The organism is Robertmurraya korlensis NBRC 107688, from assembly GCF_001591645.1.
GTDB lineage: Bacteria > Bacillota > Bacilli > Bacillales > Cytobacillaceae > Robertmurraya_A.
On sequence record NZ_BCVH01000019.1, the window covers coordinates 16620 to 37811 of the forward strand.

The 21192-nt window shown below is 42.2% G+C and carries 22 protein-coding genes; 18 read left to right on the plus strand and 4 right to left on the minus strand.

The genetic code is table 11. The features are described from left to right. The 5 genes from BKO01S_RS18875 (at window position 1) to BKO01S_RS18895 (ending at window position 5825) form a co-directional block, all read left to right on the plus strand. Entirely contained in the window at window positions 1-609 is a 609-nt protein-coding gene (locus BKO01S_RS18875) for a pyroglutamyl-peptidase I (RefSeq protein WP_066057930.1), read from the plus strand. A 606-nt stretch (window positions 610-1215) separates the two neighbouring features. Next, entirely contained in the window at window positions 1216-1518 is a 303-nt protein-coding gene (locus tag BKO01S_RS18880) for a DUF4212 domain-containing protein (protein ID WP_066058058.1), read from the plus strand. Between the two features lie 96 nt (window positions 1519-1614). Next, window positions 1615-3282, plus strand: a complete 1668-nt coding sequence (locus tag BKO01S_RS18885; RefSeq protein WP_066057932.1) for a sodium:solute symporter family protein — start codon at window positions 1615-1617, stop codon at window positions 3280-3282. After that, window positions 3263-5146 (plus strand): DUF294 nucleotidyltransferase-like domain-containing protein, encoded by a 1884-nt coding sequence (locus tag BKO01S_RS18890; protein WP_066057935.1) that lies wholly within the window; start codon window positions 3263-3265, stop codon window positions 5144-5146. Before BKO01S_RS18885 ends, BKO01S_RS18890 begins: the two co-directional genes overlap by 20 nt. Before the next feature lie 13 nt (window positions 5147-5159). Further along, window positions 5160-5825: a 3'-5' exonuclease gene (locus BKO01S_RS18895; RefSeq protein ID WP_066057938.1), complete on the plus strand. Its 666-nt coding sequence runs from the start codon at window positions 5160-5162 to the stop codon at window positions 5823-5825. 30 nt (window positions 5826-5855) lie between these two features. On the opposite strand, the gene BKO01S_RS18900 is transcribed toward BKO01S_RS18895, so the two are convergent. Further along, window positions 5856-6692 carry a LysM peptidoglycan-binding domain-containing protein gene (locus BKO01S_RS18900; protein WP_066057940.1) on the minus strand — a complete coding sequence of 279 codons (837 nt, stop codon included), beginning with the start codon at window positions 6690-6692 and terminating at the stop codon, window positions 5856-5858. A gap of 662 nt (window positions 6693-7354) precedes the next feature. Here BKO01S_RS18900 and spoIIID point away from each other — a divergent pair. The 7 genes from spoIIID (at window position 7355) to BKO01S_RS18935 (ending at window position 12424) form a co-directional block, all read left to right on the plus strand. Next, on the plus strand, window positions 7355-7627 hold the full coding sequence (spoIIID, locus tag BKO01S_RS18905) for a sporulation transcriptional regulator SpoIIID (protein ID WP_066057943.1): 273 nt from the start codon (window positions 7355-7357) through the stop codon (window positions 7625-7627). A 316-nt stretch (window positions 7628-7943) separates the two neighbouring features. Further along, on the plus strand, window positions 7944-8945 hold the full coding sequence (locus BKO01S_RS18910) for a rod shape-determining protein (RefSeq protein ID WP_066057946.1): 1002 nt from the start codon (window positions 7944-7946) through the stop codon (window positions 8943-8945). A 355-nt stretch (window positions 8946-9300) separates the two neighbouring features. Next, window positions 9301-10137, plus strand: coding sequence for a flagellar hook-basal body protein (locus BKO01S_RS18915; RefSeq protein ID WP_066057949.1), 837 nt, complete (start codon window positions 9301-9303; stop codon window positions 10135-10137). Between the two features lie 20 nt (window positions 10138-10157). After that, on the plus strand, window positions 10158-10985 hold the full coding sequence (locus tag BKO01S_RS18920; protein WP_066057951.1) for a flagellar hook-basal body protein: 828 nt from the start codon (window positions 10158-10160) through the stop codon (window positions 10983-10985). A gap of 14 nt (window positions 10986-10999) precedes the next feature. Continuing rightward, window positions 11000-11284, plus strand: a complete 285-nt coding sequence (locus tag BKO01S_RS18925) for a DNA-directed RNA polymerase subunit beta (protein WP_066057954.1) — start codon at window positions 11000-11002, stop codon at window positions 11282-11284. 108 nt (window positions 11285-11392) lie between these two features. Then, on the plus strand, window positions 11393-11827 hold the full coding sequence (gene fabZ / locus BKO01S_RS18930) for a 3-hydroxyacyl-ACP dehydratase FabZ (protein WP_066057956.1): 435 nt from the start codon (window positions 11393-11395) through the stop codon (window positions 11825-11827). Window positions 11828-11962: 135 nt separating this feature from the next. Further along, a complete protein-coding gene (locus BKO01S_RS18935; protein WP_066057958.1) occupies window positions 11963-12424 on the plus strand; it encodes a hypothetical protein in 462 nt (153 codons plus the stop codon). 39 nt (window positions 12425-12463) lie between these two features. Here BKO01S_RS18935 and BKO01S_RS18940 read toward each other — a convergent pair whose 3' ends face one another. Then, window positions 12464-12889 (minus strand): YwpF-like family protein, encoded by a 426-nt coding sequence (locus tag BKO01S_RS18940; RefSeq protein WP_066057961.1) that lies wholly within the window; start codon window positions 12887-12889, stop codon window positions 12464-12466. Between the two features lie 108 nt (window positions 12890-12997). Between BKO01S_RS18940 and BKO01S_RS18945 the strand changes: the two genes are divergently transcribed. From BKO01S_RS18945 to BKO01S_RS18965, 6 genes are all read left to right on the plus strand, one after another. Beyond that, the gene (locus BKO01S_RS18945) at window positions 12998-13663 is read left to right on the plus strand and encodes a DUF6944 family repetitive protein (protein WP_198158850.1); all 666 of its coding nucleotides are present in this window, start codon (window positions 12998-13000) and stop codon (window positions 13661-13663) included. A gap of 146 nt (window positions 13664-13809) precedes the next feature. Then, window positions 13810-14196, plus strand: coding sequence for a single-stranded DNA-binding protein (ssb, locus tag BKO01S_RS18950; protein ID WP_066057969.1), 387 nt, complete (start codon window positions 13810-13812; stop codon window positions 14194-14196). After that, the gene (locus tag BKO01S_RS25065; protein ID WP_269748556.1) at window positions 14193-14324 is read left to right on the plus strand and encodes a hypothetical protein; all 132 of its coding nucleotides are present in this window, start codon (window positions 14193-14195) and stop codon (window positions 14322-14324) included. Before ssb ends, BKO01S_RS25065 begins: the two co-directional genes overlap by 4 nt. Before the next feature lie 137 nt (window positions 14325-14461). Continuing rightward, the gene (locus BKO01S_RS18955; protein WP_066057971.1) at window positions 14462-14860 is read left to right on the plus strand and encodes a CidA/LrgA family holin-like protein; all 399 of its coding nucleotides are present in this window, start codon (window positions 14462-14464) and stop codon (window positions 14858-14860) included. Then, window positions 14836-15525 carry an LrgB family protein gene (locus BKO01S_RS18960; protein WP_066057974.1) on the plus strand — a complete coding sequence of 230 codons (690 nt, stop codon included), beginning with the start codon at window positions 14836-14838 and terminating at the stop codon, window positions 15523-15525. Before BKO01S_RS18955 ends, BKO01S_RS18960 begins: the two co-directional genes overlap by 25 nt. A 95-nt stretch (window positions 15526-15620) precedes the next feature. Continuing rightward, on the plus strand, window positions 15621-16547 hold the full coding sequence (locus BKO01S_RS18965) for an LCP family glycopolymer transferase (RefSeq protein ID WP_066057978.1): 927 nt from the start codon (window positions 15621-15623) through the stop codon (window positions 16545-16547). Window positions 16548-16731: 184 nt separating this feature from the next. On the opposite strand, the gene BKO01S_RS18970 is transcribed toward BKO01S_RS18965, so the two are convergent. Together BKO01S_RS18970 and BKO01S_RS18975 are read right to left on the minus strand one after the other, a co-directional pair. Further along, window positions 16732-19557 (minus strand): DEAD/DEAH box helicase, encoded by a 2826-nt coding sequence (locus BKO01S_RS18970; RefSeq protein ID WP_066057981.1) that lies wholly within the window; start codon window positions 19555-19557, stop codon window positions 16732-16734. Then, entirely contained in the window at window positions 19550-21172 is a 1623-nt protein-coding gene (locus BKO01S_RS18975; RefSeq protein WP_066057986.1) for an SWIM zinc finger family protein, read from the minus strand. Before BKO01S_RS18975 ends, BKO01S_RS18970 begins: the two co-directional genes overlap by 8 nt. Window positions 21173-21192: the final 20 nt, after the last annotated feature.

Consider the following 21192-nt stretch of genomic DNA (forward strand, 5'->3'; position numbering starts at 1 on the left):
ATGAAAAAGCTATTATTAACAGGATTTGAACCATTTCTAACCCATCCCATCAATCCAACCGAGGATATCGTGTTAAGACTAGATGGGGCACAAATTGGTGAGTACGAGGTGAAGGGGGTTCTTTTACCAGTAGATTTCAAAAAAGCCCCAGTGGCTATACTAGATGCCGTTCGCGAGCTTACCCCTGATGCGGTGCTTTCACTAGGACTTGCGGCAGGAAGGACACAAATTACCCCGGAGCGCATTGCGATTAATTGCCGTGATGGTGAAGCGGACAATAGTGGGAAAGCTTTGATCGATTCCATGATTGTAGATGGGGGAGCAGACGGCTATTTTTCGACTCTTCCCATTCGAAGGTTTGTGGAGGCTCTGAATGAGAAAGGCTTTCCTGCATCCATCTCCAACAGCGCAGGTACGTATTTATGCAATAATGTAATGTACACCGTTTTACATGGGTTAAAGGAGAAGCAAGTGGACATTCCCGCTGGCTTTGTACACGTCCCTGCTTCTCATGAGCTTGTGATTGATGAGAAAAAACCGATGCCAAGCTGGTCCTCTAGAGATCTGCTTGAAGCAGTCAAAATTATGATTAAGACACTGAGCATGTGAGATTTCACATGCTTTTTTTCATGTAGCAAGGGAGGTTAGTTTTCTAATTTCAACATAGTGTTAACTAGCATGACAACCTCCTTGAAATAAAAAAGTTTTCGACGAATGCTCTATCGGGAAAGTATTGGTAATACTGGGTTTTTCTAAACAGTCTCCAATTTTCGACAAGCACGTAGAAAATTTAATGGCTAGTCTTACTTGACCAAGAGACAGTTTATGTAGATAATAAAAATTGAATTTTCATAAAATTTCAGAAAAGTAAAAATGTTAACGCTTTCACATAAAGGGAGGCAAGATATGATCTTATTTGGCTTACTTTTCATCTCCGTTTTTTGTTTGTTTTTTGCATTAAAAAAGAAAAGACCCTTCTTCTTAGTGATTCCATTCCTATCCATTCTCGTCTACTTCGTCGTACAAATCATCCTAGTTCCTATGCCCTTGATCGATACCATCAAATTTATTTTCAGTCTTAGTTAAAACCGATAATGACTTTTTCTTGCTCCCGCGAGGAAAAGTTCATATATATTGTTGCTTAGAAAGGAGGATCGATTGATTGATCATCATCTAGATATGCACAGGAACATCATTTTCCATGGGGGTGTAAGTGTGAAGAAAATTGATAAAGAGGTAGCCGATCGTTACTTCCGCGAAAGAACTCGCAATATTATTATCTATTTTATCGTCTGGTTTCTTGTTTCTTTTGGAGTGGTCTTTTTTGCTGAGCCACTAAGTCAGTATTCCATTAATGGATTTCCACTCCATTATTTCATGGGAGCTCAAGGGGCAGTGCTCACGTTTATCATTTTACTATTTGTAAATGCCAAGCTTAGTGACAATGTAGACAAAAAATACGGAATTGATGAGAGCAAAAATGAACAAATCAGCTCTGGTAAGGTATTCGAGCATTAAAGGGGAATGCTCGGGCTTTAAATAGAAAAAGACGAACAAAGGGAGAATCTATGCTCCTTACAATTGATTTGGGAGCAATTATAGGGGGGAATACATTTGGATACACAATTTTTGGTCTCATTAACGATCATTTTAGCAACATTTGCTCTATATATCGGGATTGCCATCTATAACAAGGCGAAAGCAACATCCGACTTCTATGTGGCGGGACGCGGTGTACCACCTATTTTTAACGGGATGGCGATTGGGGCGGACTGGATGAGTGCAGCCTCATTCATTGGTATGGCCGGTACAATCATGCTACTTGGCTACGATGGTCTTGCCTATATTATGGGCTGGACGGGTGGCTACTTATTGCTTACTTTCTTACTGGCTCCTCAGCTTCGTAAGTATGGTCGTTATACGGTACCAGAATTTATCGGTGACCGCTTTGACAGCCATACAGCTCGCGTGATTGCTGCAGTTATAACTATCATTATTTCTTTTACGTACTCGATCGGTCAGCTGTCAGGCTCTGGGGTGGTTATCGGGCGATTGTTTGAGATCGATGCCAAGCTTGGGACGATGATCGGGGTTGTGTTAATTGCTTTCTATGCAGCGTTCGGAGGAATGAAAGGAATTACCTGGACGCAGGTAGCACAGTATATTATTTTAATTATTGCCTACTTGATTCCAGTTATTTTCATGAGCTTACAGATTACAGGAAACCCAATGCCATGGCTATCGTACGGAGAGCTTGTTGGGAAAATGGGTGAACTTGACCGTGAGCTTGGCATTTCAGAGTACTTTGCTCCGTTTACAAACGGAACGAAGTGGCAGTTCCTTGCACTTATGTTTACGCTCATGGCTGGAACGGCGGGACTTCCACACGTAATCGTTCGATTCTATACGGTATCAACGATGAAGGCAGCTCGTTGGTCAGGAGCTTGGGCATTACTATTCATCGGCTTATTATACTTATCCGCACCAGCTTATGCGGCGTTTTCACGCTTTATTTTAATGACAAAAGTAGCTGGTAGTAAGATTGCGGAGCTTCCAGCTTGGACCAAAACATGGGTAGATACTGGGAAGCTTCAAGTAGCTGATGGCAATGGAGATGGTATTCTTCAGTGGAGCGAGCTTGTGATTTCAAATGATATTGTCGTTATGGCAACACCTGAAATTGCAAACCTAGGCGTATTTGTTATCGGTTTGGTGGCTGCTGGTGCAATGGCGGCGGCTTTATCAACAGCAGGCGGACTGATGATTGCGATTTCTTCTTCATTTGCCCATGATATTTATTATCGTGTCATGAAGCCAAATGCAACCGAAAAGAAACGTCTATCTGTAGCGCGCTGGTCAATCGTTATAGCGACTTTATTTGCGGGGCTTATCGCTCTTAATCCACCGGGAGCCATTACACAGATTGTGGCTTGGGCGTTTGCGCTTGCAACAGGAACCTTCTTCCCGGCACTTGTTCTAGGGGTTTGGTGGAAGCGTTCAAATTCAAAAGGGGTAATCGCGGGTCTATTAGTCGGCTTGGGTGTGACGTTAATGTATATTTTTGCAGCAAAATACGGTGGCTTTACGATCTTAGGCATTATTGATACAGGAGCGGGAGTGTTTGGAGCAGCGGCGGCTTTCCTAACAAATATAATAGTTTCTTTATCAACCGAGGCTCCATCTCAGAAAATCCAGGAGGAAGTAATCGACTTACGCTATCCAGAGCAGATGGTGTATAAGAATGGCGAGGTTTGGATGAACGATGGAACAAAACAACTATAATGAAACAATTTTAGAGGCTGTACGGTTTCACCCCTTTTTTCAAGGGGTGGATGTCCGTACGGCCCTTTCCCTTATTGAGCTATGTGAGGTTCGGACTTATGAAAAGCAGGAAACGATGCTAAAAAAAGAAGTCCAGCGTGACGGCTTGCACCTCATCCTATCGGGGATTGCCGAAGTGTATATAAAAAATAATCACGGGATGCAAGAGGAAGTACTTGAAGTAGTTCAAAAAGGAGAATTGATTGGCTTTTCGAGCCTGGCTGATTTCCTCGGTGTTTCCAAACCAGGTAAGGAGGCAGCCACTCAAGTGGAGGTTCGAGCGATTGAACAAAGCAAAGCTCTTTTTATCCCGTTTTCCGTCATCGCTAAGCGTTGGGATGATCCGAATGTTCATGATTATTTATTAGCTCAGGTGAGTGTAAGGCTTAAGGATATTTATGCTTCACTAGCAGAGCAGGTTCAGCTAGCACGTGATTTTGGGGAAAGGGATGCGTTCGTGCTGCGTGTTCAAGATTTGATGACGGAACAGGTAGTGAGTGTTTCTCCTCAAACAACGGTTCAAGAGGCAGCGATCCTCATGCATCAAGAACGCACAAGCTCTGTACTTGTAACCAATCATGGGAGGCTAGAAGGGATTATTACGGAGCGGGATTTGGTGGAGCGGGTGATTGCGGCTGGTCGTTCATTGGGTTCCGTTGCATCTGAAGTGATGACACCTAATCCAGTTACGATTACACGTTTCTCCTATTATTATGACGCTCTATCTTTAACTCTATTAAAAGGAATTAAGCATTTGCCGGTTGTAGACGGAGAGAAGCTCCTCGGAGTGGTGACGTTATCCGATTTATTACGGAAAAAGAACGAAAATGTAATGAAGACCATTCAAAAGATTGAGCAATGCACAGAAGAGACAATTGTTCACGTGAAAAAGGCGATATATGACATTCTTGAAACGCTTATAAAAGATAGAATTCCTATGTTAAAAACGTTAGAGATTGTGACTCGTTTGTACGACCGACTAGTAAAAAGAGCGGTGGAGCTTTCAGTCGACTCGCTAGGTGAAGAGATTCCTTGTGCTTTTGCTTTCTATCAAATGGGAAGTGCTGGCCGTGGGGAGCAGTTTATGTTAACGGATCAGGATCATTTTCTTGTTTACGAGAAGGAGGAATACAAAGAGTATTTTTCAAGATTAGGCATTCAGATTACAGTCATGCTTGAAAAAGCAGGTTACGCACGTTGTCTTGGATTGATGATGTGTAGTGAGGGGAATTGGCGCGGGACAATCGAGGTGTGGCAGGAGAGAGTGAGAGGGTGGATGCTTCAAGCGACGAATGACCATTTACTACTTGCACAAAACTTCTTTTCCTATCGTTTTTTAGTAGGATCCCAACCGTTGCATGAGAGGTTTGAGGAGGGGATAAGAGAGCTGCTGAAGCGTTCGAAAATCTTTCTCTATCGAATGACCCAGATTGAAAGAGAGCATGTCATTCCAACTCTTGACCAACCGATTCGGTCCTTATTTAAGCTAGAGCGAAAACAGATGGATATGAAAAAAGAAGTGTTGTTTCCTTATCATCATAGTCTGCAAATTCTCACCCTATTACACGGCGGATTATCTGGCACATCAATAGACAAGATTACCTTTTTAAAAGAAAAAGGAGTGCTCTCGTATGTATTTGCCACCGATATAAAGCTAGCGGTGGAGGAGGTACTCCGTCTGTATGTAACTCAGCGTTGGCAGCAGCAAGGAAAGTCCCATATCGAATTTGCTAGACTATCAACCCGTGAAAAAGAAGAGCTCATTCTTAGTTTAAAATCGATAAAAGAAATGCAAAGCCAAGTGTTTGCTAATTTTACGGTATAGAAGGAGGAAAAGGATGTTCTTTTTACGAAAACAGGTCACTTGCCCACTTCTATATCAGGAAATACCACTGTCTACTCCATTAGATAAGCTGAAATTTGTCGTATTTGATACGGAAACGACAGGGTTCGAAATTGCTACAACAGACAGATTGATAGAGATAGGGGCAGTTTTAATAGATGGTTTTAAGGTTTGTGAGGCTTCTAGCTTTCAAACCTATGTGAATCCCTCTCGACAAATTTCTCGGGAAATAACGGAGCTAACGTCTATATCCAATGAACACGTGGCTGGTGCGCCACAAGCATTTGAGGCGATTTCAGACTTTTTTTCGTATGTGAGGGAGCAAGAAACCGTTAGTCTAGTCGGGCATTATGTAAGCTTTGATGCGCTAGTGTTAAAAAATGAGTTAAAACGGGAAAAGATGGGGCTAAAGGGGACTTTTACGATAGATACATTGGATCTTATCGGGTTTCTTGCACCGTCCTATGATATGAGGGACCTCGAACGGTATGCACGTGCATTTGGAACGAGAATTTACGATCGTCACAGCGCGATAGGGGATGCGAAGACAACCGCGTATTTATTTGTAGAGTTACTCTTGCAATTTCGAGATCGTGGATATCGCACCTGGGGAGAGCTTGTGAAGGCGACTGAGAGTCAGGCTCGATCCATACAGCTGTAAGAGCATGGAGAAAACCCCATGCTCTTATATTTATTCTGGCTGTAGGGATAATAAGGCACCGTTTTTATAAGAAAGAATGTACGCTTTTCCTGATAGCTTTTGATATGCTTCAGCCGTTCCATAAGACACTTTTAGAGGTAGTGTACCAGTTGCTGTTTGGAACTCAACGGTAAACTTGTCGATGGCCCCAACTACTTTTGCTCTCGTGGTAATTGGTGCTTCGGTAATCAGTAATTTTTGCCCGATTAAGATCATTTCTTTATTTAGTCCGTTTTGTCCTTTTAACACATCAATGGAAGTGCCAAAGCGCTTCGCTAACCCATAGATGGTATCTCCAGGTGCAACAGTATAAAACTTAGCAAGCTGTTTTGCTTTTTGTGAAATGTCCTTTTCCTTGGATGGAATCAGTAAGTTTTGTCCGATTTTAATCGTATCGGAAGAAAGTTTGTTTACGGTCTTTAATTCAGAAATAGTTGTTCCGTATTTGACAGAAATTCGATATAACGTATCCCCAGAAACCACTTTATGTGATTGTACGGAAATTTCATCGTAGTTCTCTTCTATTCCAAGGTGAGTGGGAACCTCTAGCTTTTGTCCGATATAAATCTTGTCGGAAATAAGCTTATTTTCCTTCATCAGCTCGTTTACGCTTACATTGTATTGCTTCGCGATATGTGTAAGGGTATCACCCTTTTGCACCGTATAGAAGCCCACTTCTGTTTGTGCTTTTGCTGACTTCATACTAGATCCAAATAAGGATGAAGCTGTAATCGCTGCCATCATGGTCACACCAGCAAGTTTACGACGGTTTGCCTTTGAAGCAGCTTTTCTTTCGTTTTGAATCCTTGCTTTTCTTGAATAGTCCATAATATCTCCCCAAAATGTAGTAATAAACCCATATTTATGTATAAATTCACCTCATTCTACGTAATATGTCCCTGCATAGACAATAGGGATAACCTCTCTAAAATTTCGACATGGTTCTTACACCCTTTCGCCTATTTTTCAACAAAATTTGCGGATTATTGGCATAAAACGACCTATGGTTTTGGGTTTGATTTCCATAACTGGTGGCAATGGGGCCAAAATGACCAGTAAATAATAGGTAGCTTGTCCTTTATATCGAATGGTCCTTTTCTCTTGTTTTTGACGAAAGTGTTCACATTTTTATCAAAAAAATTGAAAAAGAAAGCTTGTTTTTGTTCCATTTTTCAAAAAATTTTCAATAAGCCTTGTCCCGATTGAGTTTTTCGTGCATATATCTTCATCCAAGCTAATAAAATGTTACAAACCTACAAAGAGAGTGTATGAGGTGAGGAGTCGTTTGCAAATGCGCGAGATTTAGTTCCATACATGATTATTCCTTGTAACGTTTAGAAAGTTTCATACTTTCTGCCGCACACAATACTCAGTAGAAATTGTTTTTTGAAAATAATAATGGATGTTGTGCGGGTAACAGTATACCAACAAAGCGAAGAAGCGGGTCTCATTTCACACTTCTCACATCCAATTTGAGGAGGGCGAGTGGTGTGCACGATTACATCAAAGAGAGAACTATCAAGATTGGAAAGTATATCGTGGAGACGAAAAAAACAGTTCGCGTGATCGCGAAGGAGTTTGGCGTGTCCAAAAGTACAGTCCATAAAGATTTAACCGAAAGACTACCCGAGATAAACCCAGAACTGGCAAACGAAGTGAAAGACATATTAGATTACCATAAATCCATCCGCCATTTACGTGGGGGAGAAGCAACAAAAATGAAGTATAAGAAAGAAGAATTAGAAGGCGAGCCTGTTCAGTAATTTAAAAACCTTCCATGATTTATGGAGGGTTTTTATTTTTTGTAGTGGTTTTGAAGTCCCGGTACTCCACCAGATTTCATCTTAAGTCAAGCAAGCTGCTTCCGCTTTTCAAGTTTTTTTGACATTTTGTCTGTCTTTTTGACAAATTATTATTGTAATTTACCAATTTGTGATAAAATACTCTATTAGAGACATTAGGTTCGTAATAGGTAAGTCTCTTTTCCTACACAACGAGTTTTACATGAGAAAATGCCCCATTTAATATATGAGAAGAGCACGAATACGATTGTTACCTTTCAAGGAGGAAATGAAAAGGATGTTTGCGAGAGATATTGGAATTGACTTAGGAACAGCTAACGTACTGATCCACGTGAAGGGCCGCGGGATTGTGTTAAATGAACCATCTGTTGTGGCTATAGATAAGAATACAAATCGTGTGCTTGCAGTTGGTGAAGAAGCGAGAAAGATGGTTGGACGTACACCAGGAAATATCGTAGCGATTCGCCCGCTTAAGGATGGAGTTATTGCTGACTTCGACGTAACAGAAGCGATGCTTAAGCACTTTATTAATAAGTTAAATGTTAAAGGCTTCCTATCTAAGCCACGTATTTTGATTTGCTGCCCAACAAACATTACAAGTGTTGAGCAAAAGGCCATTAAAGAAGCGGCTGAAAAGAGCGGTGGGAAGAAGATATACCTAGAAGAGGAGCCAAAGGTAGCAGCCATTGGAGCGGGAATGGATATTTTCATGCCAAGCGGAAATATGGTTGTTGATATCGGGGGCGGAACAACGGATGTTGCTGTTCTTTCTATGGGTGATATCGTTACATCTTCTTCCATTAAAATGGCTGGGGACAAGTTTGACAATGAAATCCTTCAATACATTAAACGTCAATACAAGTTATTAATCGGTGAACGTACGGCCGAGAATATTAAAATCAATATCGGGACTGTTTTCGAAGGTTCTCGTTCAGAAGAAATGGAAATTCGTGGCCGTGACATGGTGTCAGGACTTCCACGTACCATCTCGGTTCGTTCAGAAGAAATCGAAGGAGCACTTCGCGAATCAGTGGCTGTAATTGTACAAGCTGCGAAAGCCGTTCTTGAGAGAACACCACCAGAATTATCTGCAGACATCATTGACCGTGGAGTCATCTTAACAGGTGGCGGAGCGCTATTACACGGTATCGATATGCTTCTTTCCGAAGAGCTAAAGGTTCCTGTATTAGTGGCAGAAAACCCAATGGACTGCGTAGCAATCGGAACAGGCATCATGCTTGACAACATCGACCGTCTTCCACGCAGAAGATTAGGCTAACATCAACCCAAAAGGCACTTCCCGTCCGGAAGTGCCTTTTGTTTACCAGCTGCGGTGACAGACACCCTTCGTGGACAAAATCGCCCTTTTTCCCACCTCAGGTGGACAGTCTACGGAGTGTCCACTCCAGGCGTACAAAATGGGCCTATTTGTCCTTTTGTGGTGACAGACACCGTCCATGGACAAAATGGGCCAATTTGTCTTTCTGCGGTGTCTGTCACCGGGAAATAGGGATTGAAATTTCCTGAAAAAACATAATGTGCTTTTCGACATTTTTTTTTATAATAGAAACTAAGTGTTGTTTGAAAGATATTTTGATATTCATATAGATAGCTGAAAATGAAGAGGTGACAGGATGTTTAGAGGGTTTTATACGGCTGCTTCAGGTATGATCTCCCAACAGCGACGAACGGAGATGTTCTCTAATAATATGGCGAATGCCAATACTCCGGGATTTAAGGCCGATCAGGCATCGATGCGTGCGTTTCCTGAGATGCTGTTAAAGCGTTATGATTCGCAATCAATTCCAACTGAAAAAGGGTTAAACCTTACGACCGGTACAACAATTGGTGCCATTAACACGGGCGTATATATGCAGGAAGCCATTCCAAAGTTCATTCAAGGTGACTTACAAGCAACAGAGCAACGTACGGATATCGCGCTTGTTGATTTGTACATGCCTCCGAATGGAGATAACGGCTTAGCTGGATCTGTTTTTTATAGCGTCCAAGGTGCAGATGGTACGACGAAATACACTCGTAATGGTGACTTTACATTAGATGGGCAAGGATTTTTGACGACTTCTAGCGGGAATCTGGTCCTTAATGATCAAGGCCAGCCAATCCAGCTTTCAAGTGATCAGTTCACGGTAAGTGAAGATGGGCGTATCACTGGTGCGAATGGGGAAACTGCGCGCCTAGGTGTAGGATTTGCAGCAAATCCACAGCGTATGATTAAAGAGGGTGACGGACTATACCGCACAGAGGACGGCAATCCGCTTGCCAATGCCTTTAACGAAGCTGGCATTCAGTTTAAGCTTCAGCAAGGCTTTTTAGAGCGCTCGAACGTGGATGTGAGCCGTACCATGACAGATATGCTAACAGCGTATCGTGCCTTTGAAGCCAACCAAAAGGTGCTTCAAGCATATGACAAGAGCATGGACAAGGCTGCCAATGAAATCGGAAGAATATAAGAAGGAAGGAGGCATAAAAGATGAATCGTACGATGATTACAGCGACAAACACATTATCCCAGCTTCAAAAGCAAATGGATATTATCTCGAATAATATGGCGAATGTCGATACAAACGGCTATAAAAGAAGAGAAGCTACCTTCACTGATCTATTGGTTCAAGAATTTAACAACCAAGAGCGTGCGAATAAAGAAGTGAACCGACTAACTCCTAACGGTATCCGACAAGGAACTGGTGCAAAGCTTGGACAAGCGCAACTGGTCATGACTCAAGGAGCACTTAAGCAAACGGATCGCTCACTTGATACGGCTTTTACAAAAGAAGGACAACTCTATAAAGTACTCGTTCAAACCAATGGAGTAAACGAAGTTCAGTATACAAGAAATGGTGCGCTTTATTTATCGCCTCTTTCCGATACAGAAGTGATGCTTGTTAATGGCGATGGCTTGCCAGTACTTGACGAAAACAATAATCCGATTACAATAAATGGTGAAGCCAAGGATTATAACATCAATGCTACTGGGCAGTTAACGGTAACGAAAACAGCTGGTGCTACGGAAGTGTTTAACCTTGGAGTAGTTCGTGTCAACAAGCCGCAATTCTTGGAGCAACGTGGTGGGAATTTACTTGGTCTTCCGGCAAATGTGGCTGAAGATGAAGTGTTAACAGAGCTAAATGGAGGGCTTAGAGGAGAAATCAGCCTTCAACAGGGAGCTCTTGAACAATCGAATGTAGACCTTTCAAAAGAAATGACTGAACTAATCAATGTTCAGCGTGCATATCAATTTCAATCTCGCTCCGTGACACTTGCGGATCAGATGATGGGACTTGTGAACGGAATTCGTTAAAAGGGGAATCAACCATGGCTGTAAACAAAAGTAACCAGGAAGCTGTTTCCTTACGCGAGCAGCGAAAAAAGGAACGCAGAGAAGAAAAGGAGAAAGCGCTGAAGGAAGGCCGAAAGCGAATTCGCATTCGTCTTATTCCGATCTGGCTTCGGGTTATCATCGTTGCCATTCTACTTGTTGTGAGTACCGTATCAGGTGCAATGGTCGGATACAGCGTCATGGGCAATGGCAAAGCCAAGGATGTGTTTGACAAGTCAACGTGGACGCATATCGTTGAATTGGTGAATAGTGATAAATAAGTAGGAAGCAGTCAGTTTATATGACTGCTTTTTTTGTTTGCTTTTCCTAGGGGCTTTCCGCTACAATAGGTATATAAAACCTAGTATTAGTAGGAGGTACTAATTCTTATGTTAAATATAGAGCAAATTAAAGAAATTATTCCCCATCGTTACCCGTTCTTACTAGTAGATCGAATCTTAGAACTGGAAGAAGGTAAGCGTGCGGTCGGTATTAAAAATGTGACAGCAAACGAAGAGTTTTTCAACGGACATTTTCCTGAATTCCCAGTGATGCCAGGTGTTCTGATTGTGGAAGCTCTTGCTCAGGTTGGAGCAGTGGCAATGCTCGTGAAAGAAGAAAATAAAGGTCGTCTTGCATTTTTTGCAGGAATTGATAACTGTCGCTTTAAGCGCCAAGTCGTTCCTGGCGATCAGCTTCGATTAGAGGTAGAAATGACTAGAGTACGTGGCACATTCGGCAAAGGTAAAGCAGTAGCGACCGTGGAAGGCGAGCTTGTGTGTGAAGTAGAAATTATGTTTGGTCTTGGAGATAAAAAGGAATAGGTTAACATTTAGGCCGAATCATATGATTTGGTCTATTTTTTTGGCTTGAAGCTGCGATTTCATGCTCATAAATTGACAGTATGAATGAAATTAATGGTAAATAGGAAACTCTAAGGGAAAAAGGAGTTTCTTATCATGAGATTGAGACAACAGTGGACAATTAATGTGATCATGGTGATTGTCTCTTGGACGACAGCCTTATTTCTAGGAAAGCAGAATATCAAGAGGTTCCTGCCTGCATCGATTTTTGCTGTAGTCTTTGAAGCCGTGAATGTATTGTATGCGAAAAAGAGAAAATGGTGGGTTTTTTATAATAAACCTAAATCATATATTACCGGAGAAATGAGCTTTAATATTGGACCGTTTGTCGTTGCTTCTATGTGGATATTAAAGTGGACGTATGGAAATCTAAAAAAATTTTTGATGCTCAATGCAGTGATTAATGCCTTCTTTGCTTTTATTGTTGTCCGGATCTTGGAGCGCTTAAAAGTAGCAAGATTGAAGAATATCAATAACTTTCAATTTTTCCTCTACTTCTTTTTTAAAGCGTTCTTTTTATATGGATTTCAAGCTCTGTTTGATAAAATCAGAAAATAATAAGCAAACGTCAACAAGCTTCTGCTCGTTGACGTTTTATTATTTGCTGGAAGTTAGTTTGGGTTTTCTTAGCATTTTTTCACGGAATTCGTTTAATAACTCTTCTCCGCTTAATCCTTTTTCGATAAGGTCACTTAGCAATAACTCGGCATAGTTTTTTGATCTTTTTAAAAAGCCTTCAAATAAAACGGAAAGTCGACCATCGATTTTTTTCACGGAGAGAACTCTTGTGGTAAACGTAGCTGGATCGTTTTCCTTTTTGGATATGACAACTTGTGCTGGTGTTTCTTTTTCAGACTCAAGAAGCCGAGTGAAAAAATCATGGTAGTTCGAATCTACATATGCTTCAATCAGCCATCTGTTTCTTTCGTCCTCTTTGTTAATAATTAGTCCGTCATAGAGAGTAATATCTAGTGCATCACTGTCGTCAATGATTTGTAAAGAAATCAATTTGAACGTTTTCATTTTGATACCTCCCGAACAAGCTTTCCTAAATTATAACATATGCAGAGTTGAAAGCGAATTCTGCTCGCTTTTGAAAAAATCCACGATAAATAGTCAAGGAAAAGCTCTTTGAATAAGATAGTAGCACGAGTTAGGCGTGAGGTGATTTCTTTGTATTTAGAGGGAGAAGAGTTGCTTTCATTTGGGTCTTATTTGTTAGTCCTTGGAACGCTTATTGCCGCTATTGGTGAGACAGGCGTATATCAAGAAGAAATCAATACAAAGCTCATACGTGACGGGAATGCCGTTCAAGCAGTGGGCAATACCTTTCAAGGAATTGGGAGAATCAAGATAGGAGAGAAACCAGAGGAAAGGATGAATGTGTTAGGGATTGTGGGGTGCTTTGTCCAAGCAGGTGGTAACACGACCAATAGCTTGGCGGCAAATGAGGAGATTGAAAGTCCTAGTCCAGCTGTTACGAGGATAAATGCATTGGGAAGTACGATTCAATCAATGGGAGCAGCATTAGAAGCAGCAGGTGTAGAAAGAAAGGAGGAAAGAAGTTTAAATGATGTAGAAGCCTTTGGAAATACCCTAATATCCATTGGAGCTATTCTTGACGCGATTGGGATTCTAGCTGCCGAAGAAAAGAGAGTACAAAAAAGAATCCTGTTAGCAACAGGTGGGTGGTTGGAGTTTTTGGGTGCAGTAATTGAGGCATATGTCATTCAGGTCAATCGAAAAGAATCTGTCGAAAAAAAGAATCATGAAAGGGGAAATTCATTTTTTTGGTAGGTAAAATGAACTATGTTTTTGGATTTTCACCTAGGGAAATTTTAAAAAGTGGTCGGGAAATGACAAGGAAAATCAGTTCTTGTCGATTTTACATAGGAGCTTTTTCCCGGTTATGATTAGAGCATCAATTGGAGAGGAGATGACAGATGATTAATCAAGTGACGTTAGTTGGGAGGTTGACGAAGGACCCAGATTTAAAGGTAACCCCAGAAGGAGTATATGTCTGTAATATTACCCTCGCAGTAAATCGACAGTATCGAAACCAAAAAGGAGAGGTGGACACAGACTTTGTTCATTGTACCCTATGGCGGAAAACCGCCGAAAACACAACTTCCTTTTGTAAAAAAGGTTCCCTCATTGGCATTACTGGCAGAATCCAGACACGCAGCTATGATCATCAGGGGAAAAGAATGTATGTAACGGAAGTAGTTGCAGAAAACGTTCGATTTATCGGTCCGAGAAGAGAAGACGACCGAGTGGAAAGAATTCCACTTCCTACCCCTCCACCAGAAAGAGAGGTCGTTGCTCCATGAAACAAATGAACGAACATGTAGTGGAACAGCTGATCGAACTTGTAGGCAAATCCCATGAACATATAACTCTATTACAAATGAGAATCGCTCAGCTAGAATGTGCGATTCGAGAAACACATTTACAATAATCCTCCTATTCCCCCACTTAGAGAGAATCAATGACCACCTCACTCCCCCTCACTTTTTACGAGCAGCTAACTGGCTGCTCTTTTTTTGTTTTTTATAGTAAAATAAAGTAAAAACAAGGCGGCGGATCAATTACCTCATGAATGTAATAAGAATAATAGGTCAGATTGGTATGCTATTTGCTTTTTCCTATATAGGTAGTTTCTTAAAAGAGCTTTTCCATATTCCTCTGCCTGGGAGCATTATTGGTTTGCTGTTGTTATTGCTCGGATTATCATTAAAAATAGTGCCTACAGACTGGATACAGGGTGGTGCAAATGTTCTTATTACTTTTCTACCGTTACTCTTAGTACCTGCAACCGTAAGTGTGATGAAGGCGACCACTCTCTTTTCAGGAAAAGGCTTCATTTTATCTGGGGTTATCATTGTTAGCACGATTTTCACCATGATATCTGTAGGCTGGACTAGCCAGCTCCTTGAAAGACAGGTTCAAAAAAGGAAGGTGGAATCAGAATGCAACAATTCCTTATCTCAATAATCATCATTGGTTTAACGGTTGCTCTGTACCTCGTAATGAGACGATTGTATTCGAAGTATTCATACTCGTTTCTCCTTCCCTTGCTAACAACAACCATTACCATTATTGTATTACTAAGTATGTTTCACCTATCCTATGAAACGTATATGATAGGGGGACAATGGATCAATGGATTGCTGAGTCCTGCGGTTGTTGCTCTTGCTTACCCTTTGTATAAACAGAGAAAAACATTGCTAAAACAGCTCGTTCCCATTCTTGGTGGAATTCTTGTAGGAATTTTTGTAGGTATGGTAAGTGGAGTGGTATTGGCGAAGAGTCTTGGAGTTTCAAAGGGACTCCTTCTTTCGGTCATTCCTAAATCCATTACAACACCAGTGGCGATTCAAGTGACATCGGAAATTGGAGGGATTCCTTCTATGACCATTGTTTTTGTTATGATTGCTGGTCTTTCCGGGGCGGTTTTAGGCCCGCTCGTGTTTAAGTGGTCTCGGATTACAAGTCCGCTGGGGAGAGGTTTGGCATTTGGTAGTGCTTCTCATGCCATTGGAACCTCCAAAGCAAAGGAGTTTGGAGAAATAGAGGTTTCAACTAGCTCGGTTTCCATGACATTAAGTGCGATTTTAGGATCGAGCTTTGGTACGGTGGTGGCATGGTTTTTTCAATAGTAGGTTGGGAAATAGATAAAAATGTGTCGAATACTTTATATAAAAATTGGAAGTTTTTTCTGTTATTCTGTTTTTAGAAAGGATGGTTTGTCTTTATGAGGGAAGAAAAGCGTAGAAAAAAGCGGAGATGGGTAAGAATAACTGGAATAGTACTGTTGCTGCTTTTTCTAGGAGCCGGTGCCTATGCGTATTCCGTTTATCATTCATTAAGTAAAGCAGTGGAAACGATGCATGATCCAACGAGTCGGAAGGTTTCCGATAAGAGGGCACAGGAGGTTTCACTTGAGGGGCAGGAGCCGTTCTCTGTGCTTATGCTTGGTGTCGATGAGAGAGAAGGAGACAAAGGCCGATCCGATACGATGATTGTATTGACGGTGAATCCGCAATTAGAGACTGTGAAAATGTTAAGTATCCCACGTGATACGAGGGTCGAGATCGTTGGGAATGGTACCGAGGATAAAATCAATCACGCATATGCCTTCGGGAATGAAGAAATGGCAATGGCAACAGTAGAGGATTTCCTAGATATTCCAATAGATTATTATATTAAGGTGAATATGGAAGGCTTTCAAGATATCGTGAATGCGGTGGGCGGAATTAGTGTGAATAACTCGTTTGAGTTTTCTAACGGAGGAATTACCTTTAAAGAAGGACAAATCAGTCTAACGGGAGAAGAAGCACTTGCGTACGTTCAAATGAGGAAGGGTGACCCACAAGGAGATTTTGGAAGGCAGCAGCGTCAGCGACAAATTATTCGAGGGGTCATTCGTGAAGGAGCAAGCTTTAGCTCACTAACCAATTTCGACAATATTTTCTCCGCACTCGGAGAAAATGTTCGAACCAACCTAACTTGGGATCAAATGGTCGATATCCAGAAAAACTATCGGAAGTCCGGAAGTATGATCGACCAACTCACCATTCAAGGAACAGGCGGGTACATAGGGAAAGTATGGTACCTATTTGTTTCCGATGAGGAAAGAGAACGCGTACAGCAAGAGCTAAAAGGACATTTAGAAGTATAAACAAAGACCCAGCCGCTATGGCTGGGTCTATTAACGTCCCACTTTTGGTGACAGACACCCTTCGCGGACACTTTTATCGCTTTTGTCCACCTGAGACGGACAGTATGGTGTTTATAGTAAGTGTCCACTCCAGGCGGACAAAAACACCTAATCTGTCTTTTGGTGGTGACAGACACCGTTTTTACTATGAGAGGAGGATTAAGTCTCGGAGCTCGTCGGTGGAGAGCTCGGTAATCCAGTTGTCGCTTTGGATGATGGCATCGTTTAGCGTTTGTTTTTTCTCTAGCATAGCGTCGATTTTTTCTTCGAGTGTTCCCGTGCTGATAAATTTGTGAACATGAACGAATCGTTTTTGGCCAATTCGGTAGGCACGGTCGGTAGCTTGATTTTCGACGGCAGGATTCCACCAACGATCGTAGTGAATGACGTGGTTCGCGGCCGTTAAATTAAGTCCGGTTCCACCAGCTTTCAAGCTTAACAGGAACACAGGGAACTCACGGTTTTGGAATCGGGTAATCATCTCATCACGTTTTGCTTTTGGCACACTTCCGTTTAAGAATGGTACTTCGATTCCATACTTCTTATTCAGTACTCTACGGATAATCTCACCCATCTCGATGTATTGAGTGAAAATTAATCCACTTTCCTCACGTTCAAGCACAGCTTCGATGAGTTCGGTTAATTTTTCAAGCTTCACGGAACGATCAAGAAGCTGTAATGGATTTACTTCCTTCAAATACAAAGCAGGGTGATTACATAGCTGCTTTAAGCGGCTTAATAGCTGTAAAATAAGACCCTTTCGCTCGAGGCCAGTAAGCGTCTCGATCTGAGCAAAGGTATCCTGGACGAGCTGCTCGTATAAAGAAGCCTGTTCAGCGGTTAGCGGACAGTATTCCTTCTGCTCCTGCTTATCCGGCAAATTGAGGGCAACCTCTTCGTCCTTTTTCGTTCGTCTTAATAAAAATGGTCGAATCAATGCTTGAAGCTCACCGATTTTTTCCTTCTCATTGTCCTTTTCGATCGGCAAGACGAACTTTTTCTGGAAATTCCCTAAGCTTCCTAAATACCCGTGATTCGTAAAATCAAAAATGCTCCAAAGCTCGGTCAGTCGGTTTTCCATCGGTGTCCCGGTAAGAGCGATATGGTGTTTGCCCTTCAGCTTTCGTACCGCACGCGACTGCTTCGTTCCGGCATTTTTAATATTTTGAGCTTCGTCGATTGCGACTGAGCTCCACGTAATGGGCTCGAACTCGGCTGCATCGATATGTGTTAGACCATAGGAGGTTAAAACCACATCCGACTCCAACGCTTTCTCATTGAACTTTTCCTCTTTCAACCGATTGGATCCGTAATGAAGGTAGACCTTCATATTGGGAGCAAAGCGTTCAATTTCCTTTTGCCAGTTGCCGAGCACGGACGTTGGACAGATAATTAAAGCTGGTGCTGGGTTTTTGTCCTCTTTTTTCACCTGTAATAGATAACTAATCAGCTGAATCGTTTTTCCAAGTCCCATATCATCGGCTAAAATGGCGCCAAAGCCATACTTTCGTAAGAACAATAGCCAGCTCATCCCTTGCTTTTGGTATGGTCTTAGCTCGCCGAGGAAATTTTTAGGCACATCAACCTCTGGAATCGACCGGATGTCCTGAAGCTGCTTGATCATTTGCTTCCACTGACGGTTTAAATCAATTTGAATTTTGGCAAATGCACGTGGATCATCTAAGGACTGTGATGGGTCCTCGTCATCCCCACCTAAAAGCTCCTGCTGGATAAGGTCTCGTACGTGCAGTCCTTCTTTTTCTGCCTTTTTCATCAGGTCTTGAATCGTACGAATAAAGCCAGGATCAAGCTTGATCCAACGACCGCGAATATACACAAGCCGCCTTTTTTCCTCGACCAGCTGATGGAATTCATCCTCACTCAGCTCCACTCCGTTCATCGAAAAACGCCAATTGTAATCGAGCATTGCCTGAAGGCCGACAAAGGATTGACCTCGTGAGCCGGTTCCCTTGAGCTTTGCTTTTACCTTTAAGTTGGCGTTCTTCATTGCTTGCCACCAGGAAGGGAGGAGAATTTCGACTCCAAGTGCAAGCAACGTTTCACTAGCATCAGACAAGAACATCCAAGCATCGTTTTCCGTTAACTGACTAGTGACACCGCGTCTTCCTTCCAGCCAAGGAAAAAGCTCAACCCAACGCTTCTGCTCGCGCTCAATATAGGAGTCGTACGAATACCAGCTTTTAGGCATATTGCTATCATCTTTTGCATCAACAAGTAGATCGGGTTGCTTTTTTCCTCGTAAAAAGACTTGAAGCTCCCATGTTCCGTCAAGATCAGCGGGTTCCTCTAAGCGGAGTCCTAGTGAAAAGGGGACCTGTGATTCCTTTAAGCCAATCCATTCGCTCCATGTTTCCTCATCAAAATAGGCGGCTAATGCGCTTGGTGACAAAGCTTGGTTTTTCAAAGCCTCAAGCTTGATGCCTACCTTTTCATGCCATTCCTGATTTCTGTCGAAGAAGGCACTAAGAGAGGAGTCAAACCATTTTTCTATAAAAAGCTGAACGGTTTCGTCCTCAGAAATTTGTTGCTCAAAAAAGGAGGGGTCAAATTCCTGCTTTACTCGTTCAGGAAGGGCCCAGCGGAATTCGTCCTGCTCCCATGCTGAAAAATCAGGAAGCCAATCTTTTTCCGAAATCGCTTCGTGTAGGGAATGGGCAGAGGCTAGACAGATTTGCGCCGTTTCATCCCAATCCCATTCAATGAGCTGGTTGAATTGCTCTTGGGCTAAAAGAGATACAAGCTGCCATGCGTCGATCGACACTCCGGGATGAGGGTCAATCGTTACTTCTTCGACAAAGGTTCCGTAATACGATTCCTTGTGACGGTTAAAAAGAAGCGATTTCCACTGGGACGGTTGAACGTCGTCGTTATGGTCATTGGTTGCCCAAATAAAGTATCGGTTGTTTTCTATATGACGAATGTGTATGTGTACGAGTCTCGTTTTAAGCATGAATCAGCTTACCCCTTTGACATTCCTCGTGAAATGCTCGAAGCCGTTTCGTTCGTTCAAGTAAAAGTTCGAAAAATTGCTCGAACTCATCTTGGCGCTTGAGCTTTTTGTAGAGCGTACGAAGTTTTTTTAATTCACGAACGGCTTGGCGATAGTTGCCACGATTTTTTAAATCAATATTTTTCTGAATCGATTGATGATAGAGTGGTAAAAGGACGGACGGGTCCTCCTTTTGAAGCTCTTTGATTTTATCGGTTGAGATGGAGGTCATATCATAGCCGATATAGGCTTGCAGGTCGCTCCATTTTTCATATTGCTTTTCTACATATAAGTAATGCTCATAATCACGATAGCTATAAGGAAGAAGCTGCATGAGAATCTTTTCGTACAGATCAATTCGGTTCGTATCTGAGCAATAGGATTGCAGTACCCTTGTCGCATACCGTGTGAAGTCAAAGCATGCGTAGCTATTCGGTAGGCTTAGTAAATAGGGTCGTAGATATCCAACAAATGCATCAACAAACGGTCCCATGCGTTTCCAGTCACGGTTTGACTTAAAATCCTCTAACCAGATAAGGAGAAAAGGACAGATGTTTGATTCGTGCTGATTGATAATGGATAAGGCTTTTTCATCTTGTTTGACCAAAAGGTTAAGATGGATGTAACCGATGGACAGGGCGTAAGAGCCGTTGATTTTGCCAAGATTCTCAAGCTTTTTAAGCTCTTCTTCACGCCAATGCTTCTTTTTAAAAAGAGAACTCCAAAGTAGCTGATAGAGCTGAATCCGTTCAAATTCTAAAGCGACCTCGTCAATGAGGAGGTCGGTGACGTCATCCTTTAAGCGGGCAATGAACTCATCAAAGGCGAAGGGAAGGGCGTGTACGCTTAAGCGATTAATAAGCACTTCCGTTTCATCAATGAGTGAGAAAAATAACTGTTGGTAGTTTCTTTCAATGTCATAAGTACTGTGGCCGCTTTCCTGGCTTAAGGAGAGTAGCTGGCGGAAGGAATAAATATTTCCGACCAATTGGTACAGGTGCTTCCATTCGAGTTCAACCGGCGCGATGGCACGTAGTCGTCTCGTATATGCTTGGTATAGTTCTGGGATGAGGTAGGGCTTTGGTGTGCCTTGGCCTTTCATGATAGCCTCAAAGCTAGATGTAAAGGTTTTAACCCATGTATCATAGTGAGGCTTAAATGATCCTTTCGCCTTCATTAAATCTTTTGCTTTCATAAGCCCAAGTTCTTGGGCGGTTTTTTTCTCATGAAGAGGGGTGCGCCATTCCTCGACCCAATCAGCCACACTTCCCACCTGTGAATAAGCGTACAGAAAAGTAGCGATGATGTGGCGGCAGATTCCTTCGTTTGGGCAGGAGCAGGAGCTTGTTTGGAAGAAGTTGAGCTCAACCTGAACAAACACCGGTGTAACATCCTGAACCGTCGATGTAACCGATCCATCCTCGTAGCGGACCTTAGTAACAAGACCTTGCCTATATATAAGAAGTCCCTTTTGTATGAGCTTCGCATCCGGCTCATAGCCAGGACTAAGAAGTCTCGAAACATCTGCGGCAGCTGCTTCAATTAATTCATTATATACCTCAGGGATATGCGACATCCGTCCAACCCTCCCATTTT

Bases quoted from the DNA above. Each gene is read 5' to 3' on its own strand.
- fabZ (WP_066057956.1), top strand. From the start codon at position 11,393: ATGTTAAATATAGAGCAAATTAAAGAAATTATTCCCCATCGTTACCCG.
- BKO01S_RS18895 (WP_066057938.1), top strand. From the start codon at position 5,160: ATGTTCTTTTTACGAAAACAGGTCACTTGCCCACTTCTATATCAGGAA.
- BKO01S_RS18875 (WP_066057930.1), top strand. From the start codon at position 1: ATGAAAAAGCTATTATTAACAGGATTTGAACCATTTCTAACCCATCCC.
- BKO01S_RS18890 (WP_066057935.1), top strand. From the start codon at position 3,263: ATGGAACAAAACAACTATAATGAAACAATTTTAGAGGCTGTACGGTTT.
- BKO01S_RS18915 (WP_066057949.1), top strand. From the start codon at position 9,301: ATGTTTAGAGGGTTTTATACGGCTGCTTCAGGTATGATCTCCCAACAG.
- BKO01S_RS18910 (WP_066057946.1), top strand. From the start codon at position 7,944: ATGTTTGCGAGAGATATTGGAATTGACTTAGGAACAGCTAACGTACTG.
- BKO01S_RS25065 (WP_269748556.1), top strand. From the start codon at position 14,193: ATGAAACAAATGAACGAACATGTAGTGGAACAGCTGATCGAACTTGTA.
- BKO01S_RS18975 (WP_066057986.1), bottom strand. From the start codon at position 21,172: ATGTCGCATATCCCTGAGGTATATAATGAATTAATTGAAGCAGCTGCC.
- BKO01S_RS18925 (WP_066057954.1), top strand. From the start codon at position 11,000: ATGGCTGTAAACAAAAGTAACCAGGAAGCTGTTTCCTTACGCGAGCAG.
- BKO01S_RS18900 (WP_066057940.1), bottom strand. From the start codon at position 6,692: ATGGACTATTCAAGAAAAGCAAGGATTCAAAACGAAAGAAAAGCTGCT.
- BKO01S_RS18965 (WP_066057978.1), top strand. From the start codon at position 15,621: ATGAGGGAAGAAAAGCGTAGAAAAAAGCGGAGATGGGTAAGAATAACT.
- BKO01S_RS18970 (WP_066057981.1), bottom strand. From the start codon at position 19,557: ATGCTTAAAACGAGACTCGTACACATACACATTCGTCATATAGAAAAC.
- BKO01S_RS18940 (WP_066057961.1), bottom strand. From the start codon at position 12,889: ATGAAAACGTTCAAATTGATTTCTTTACAAATCATTGACGACAGTGAT.
- BKO01S_RS18920 (WP_066057951.1), top strand. From the start codon at position 10,158: ATGAATCGTACGATGATTACAGCGACAAACACATTATCCCAGCTTCAA.
- ssb (WP_066057969.1), top strand. From the start codon at position 13,810: ATGATTAATCAAGTGACGTTAGTTGGGAGGTTGACGAAGGACCCAGAT.
- BKO01S_RS18960 (WP_066057974.1), top strand. From the start codon at position 14,836: ATGCAACAATTCCTTATCTCAATAATCATCATTGGTTTAACGGTTGCT.
- BKO01S_RS18935 (WP_066057958.1), top strand. From the start codon at position 11,963: ATGAGATTGAGACAACAGTGGACAATTAATGTGATCATGGTGATTGTC.
- BKO01S_RS18955 (WP_066057971.1), top strand. From the start codon at position 14,462: ATGAATGTAATAAGAATAATAGGTCAGATTGGTATGCTATTTGCTTTT.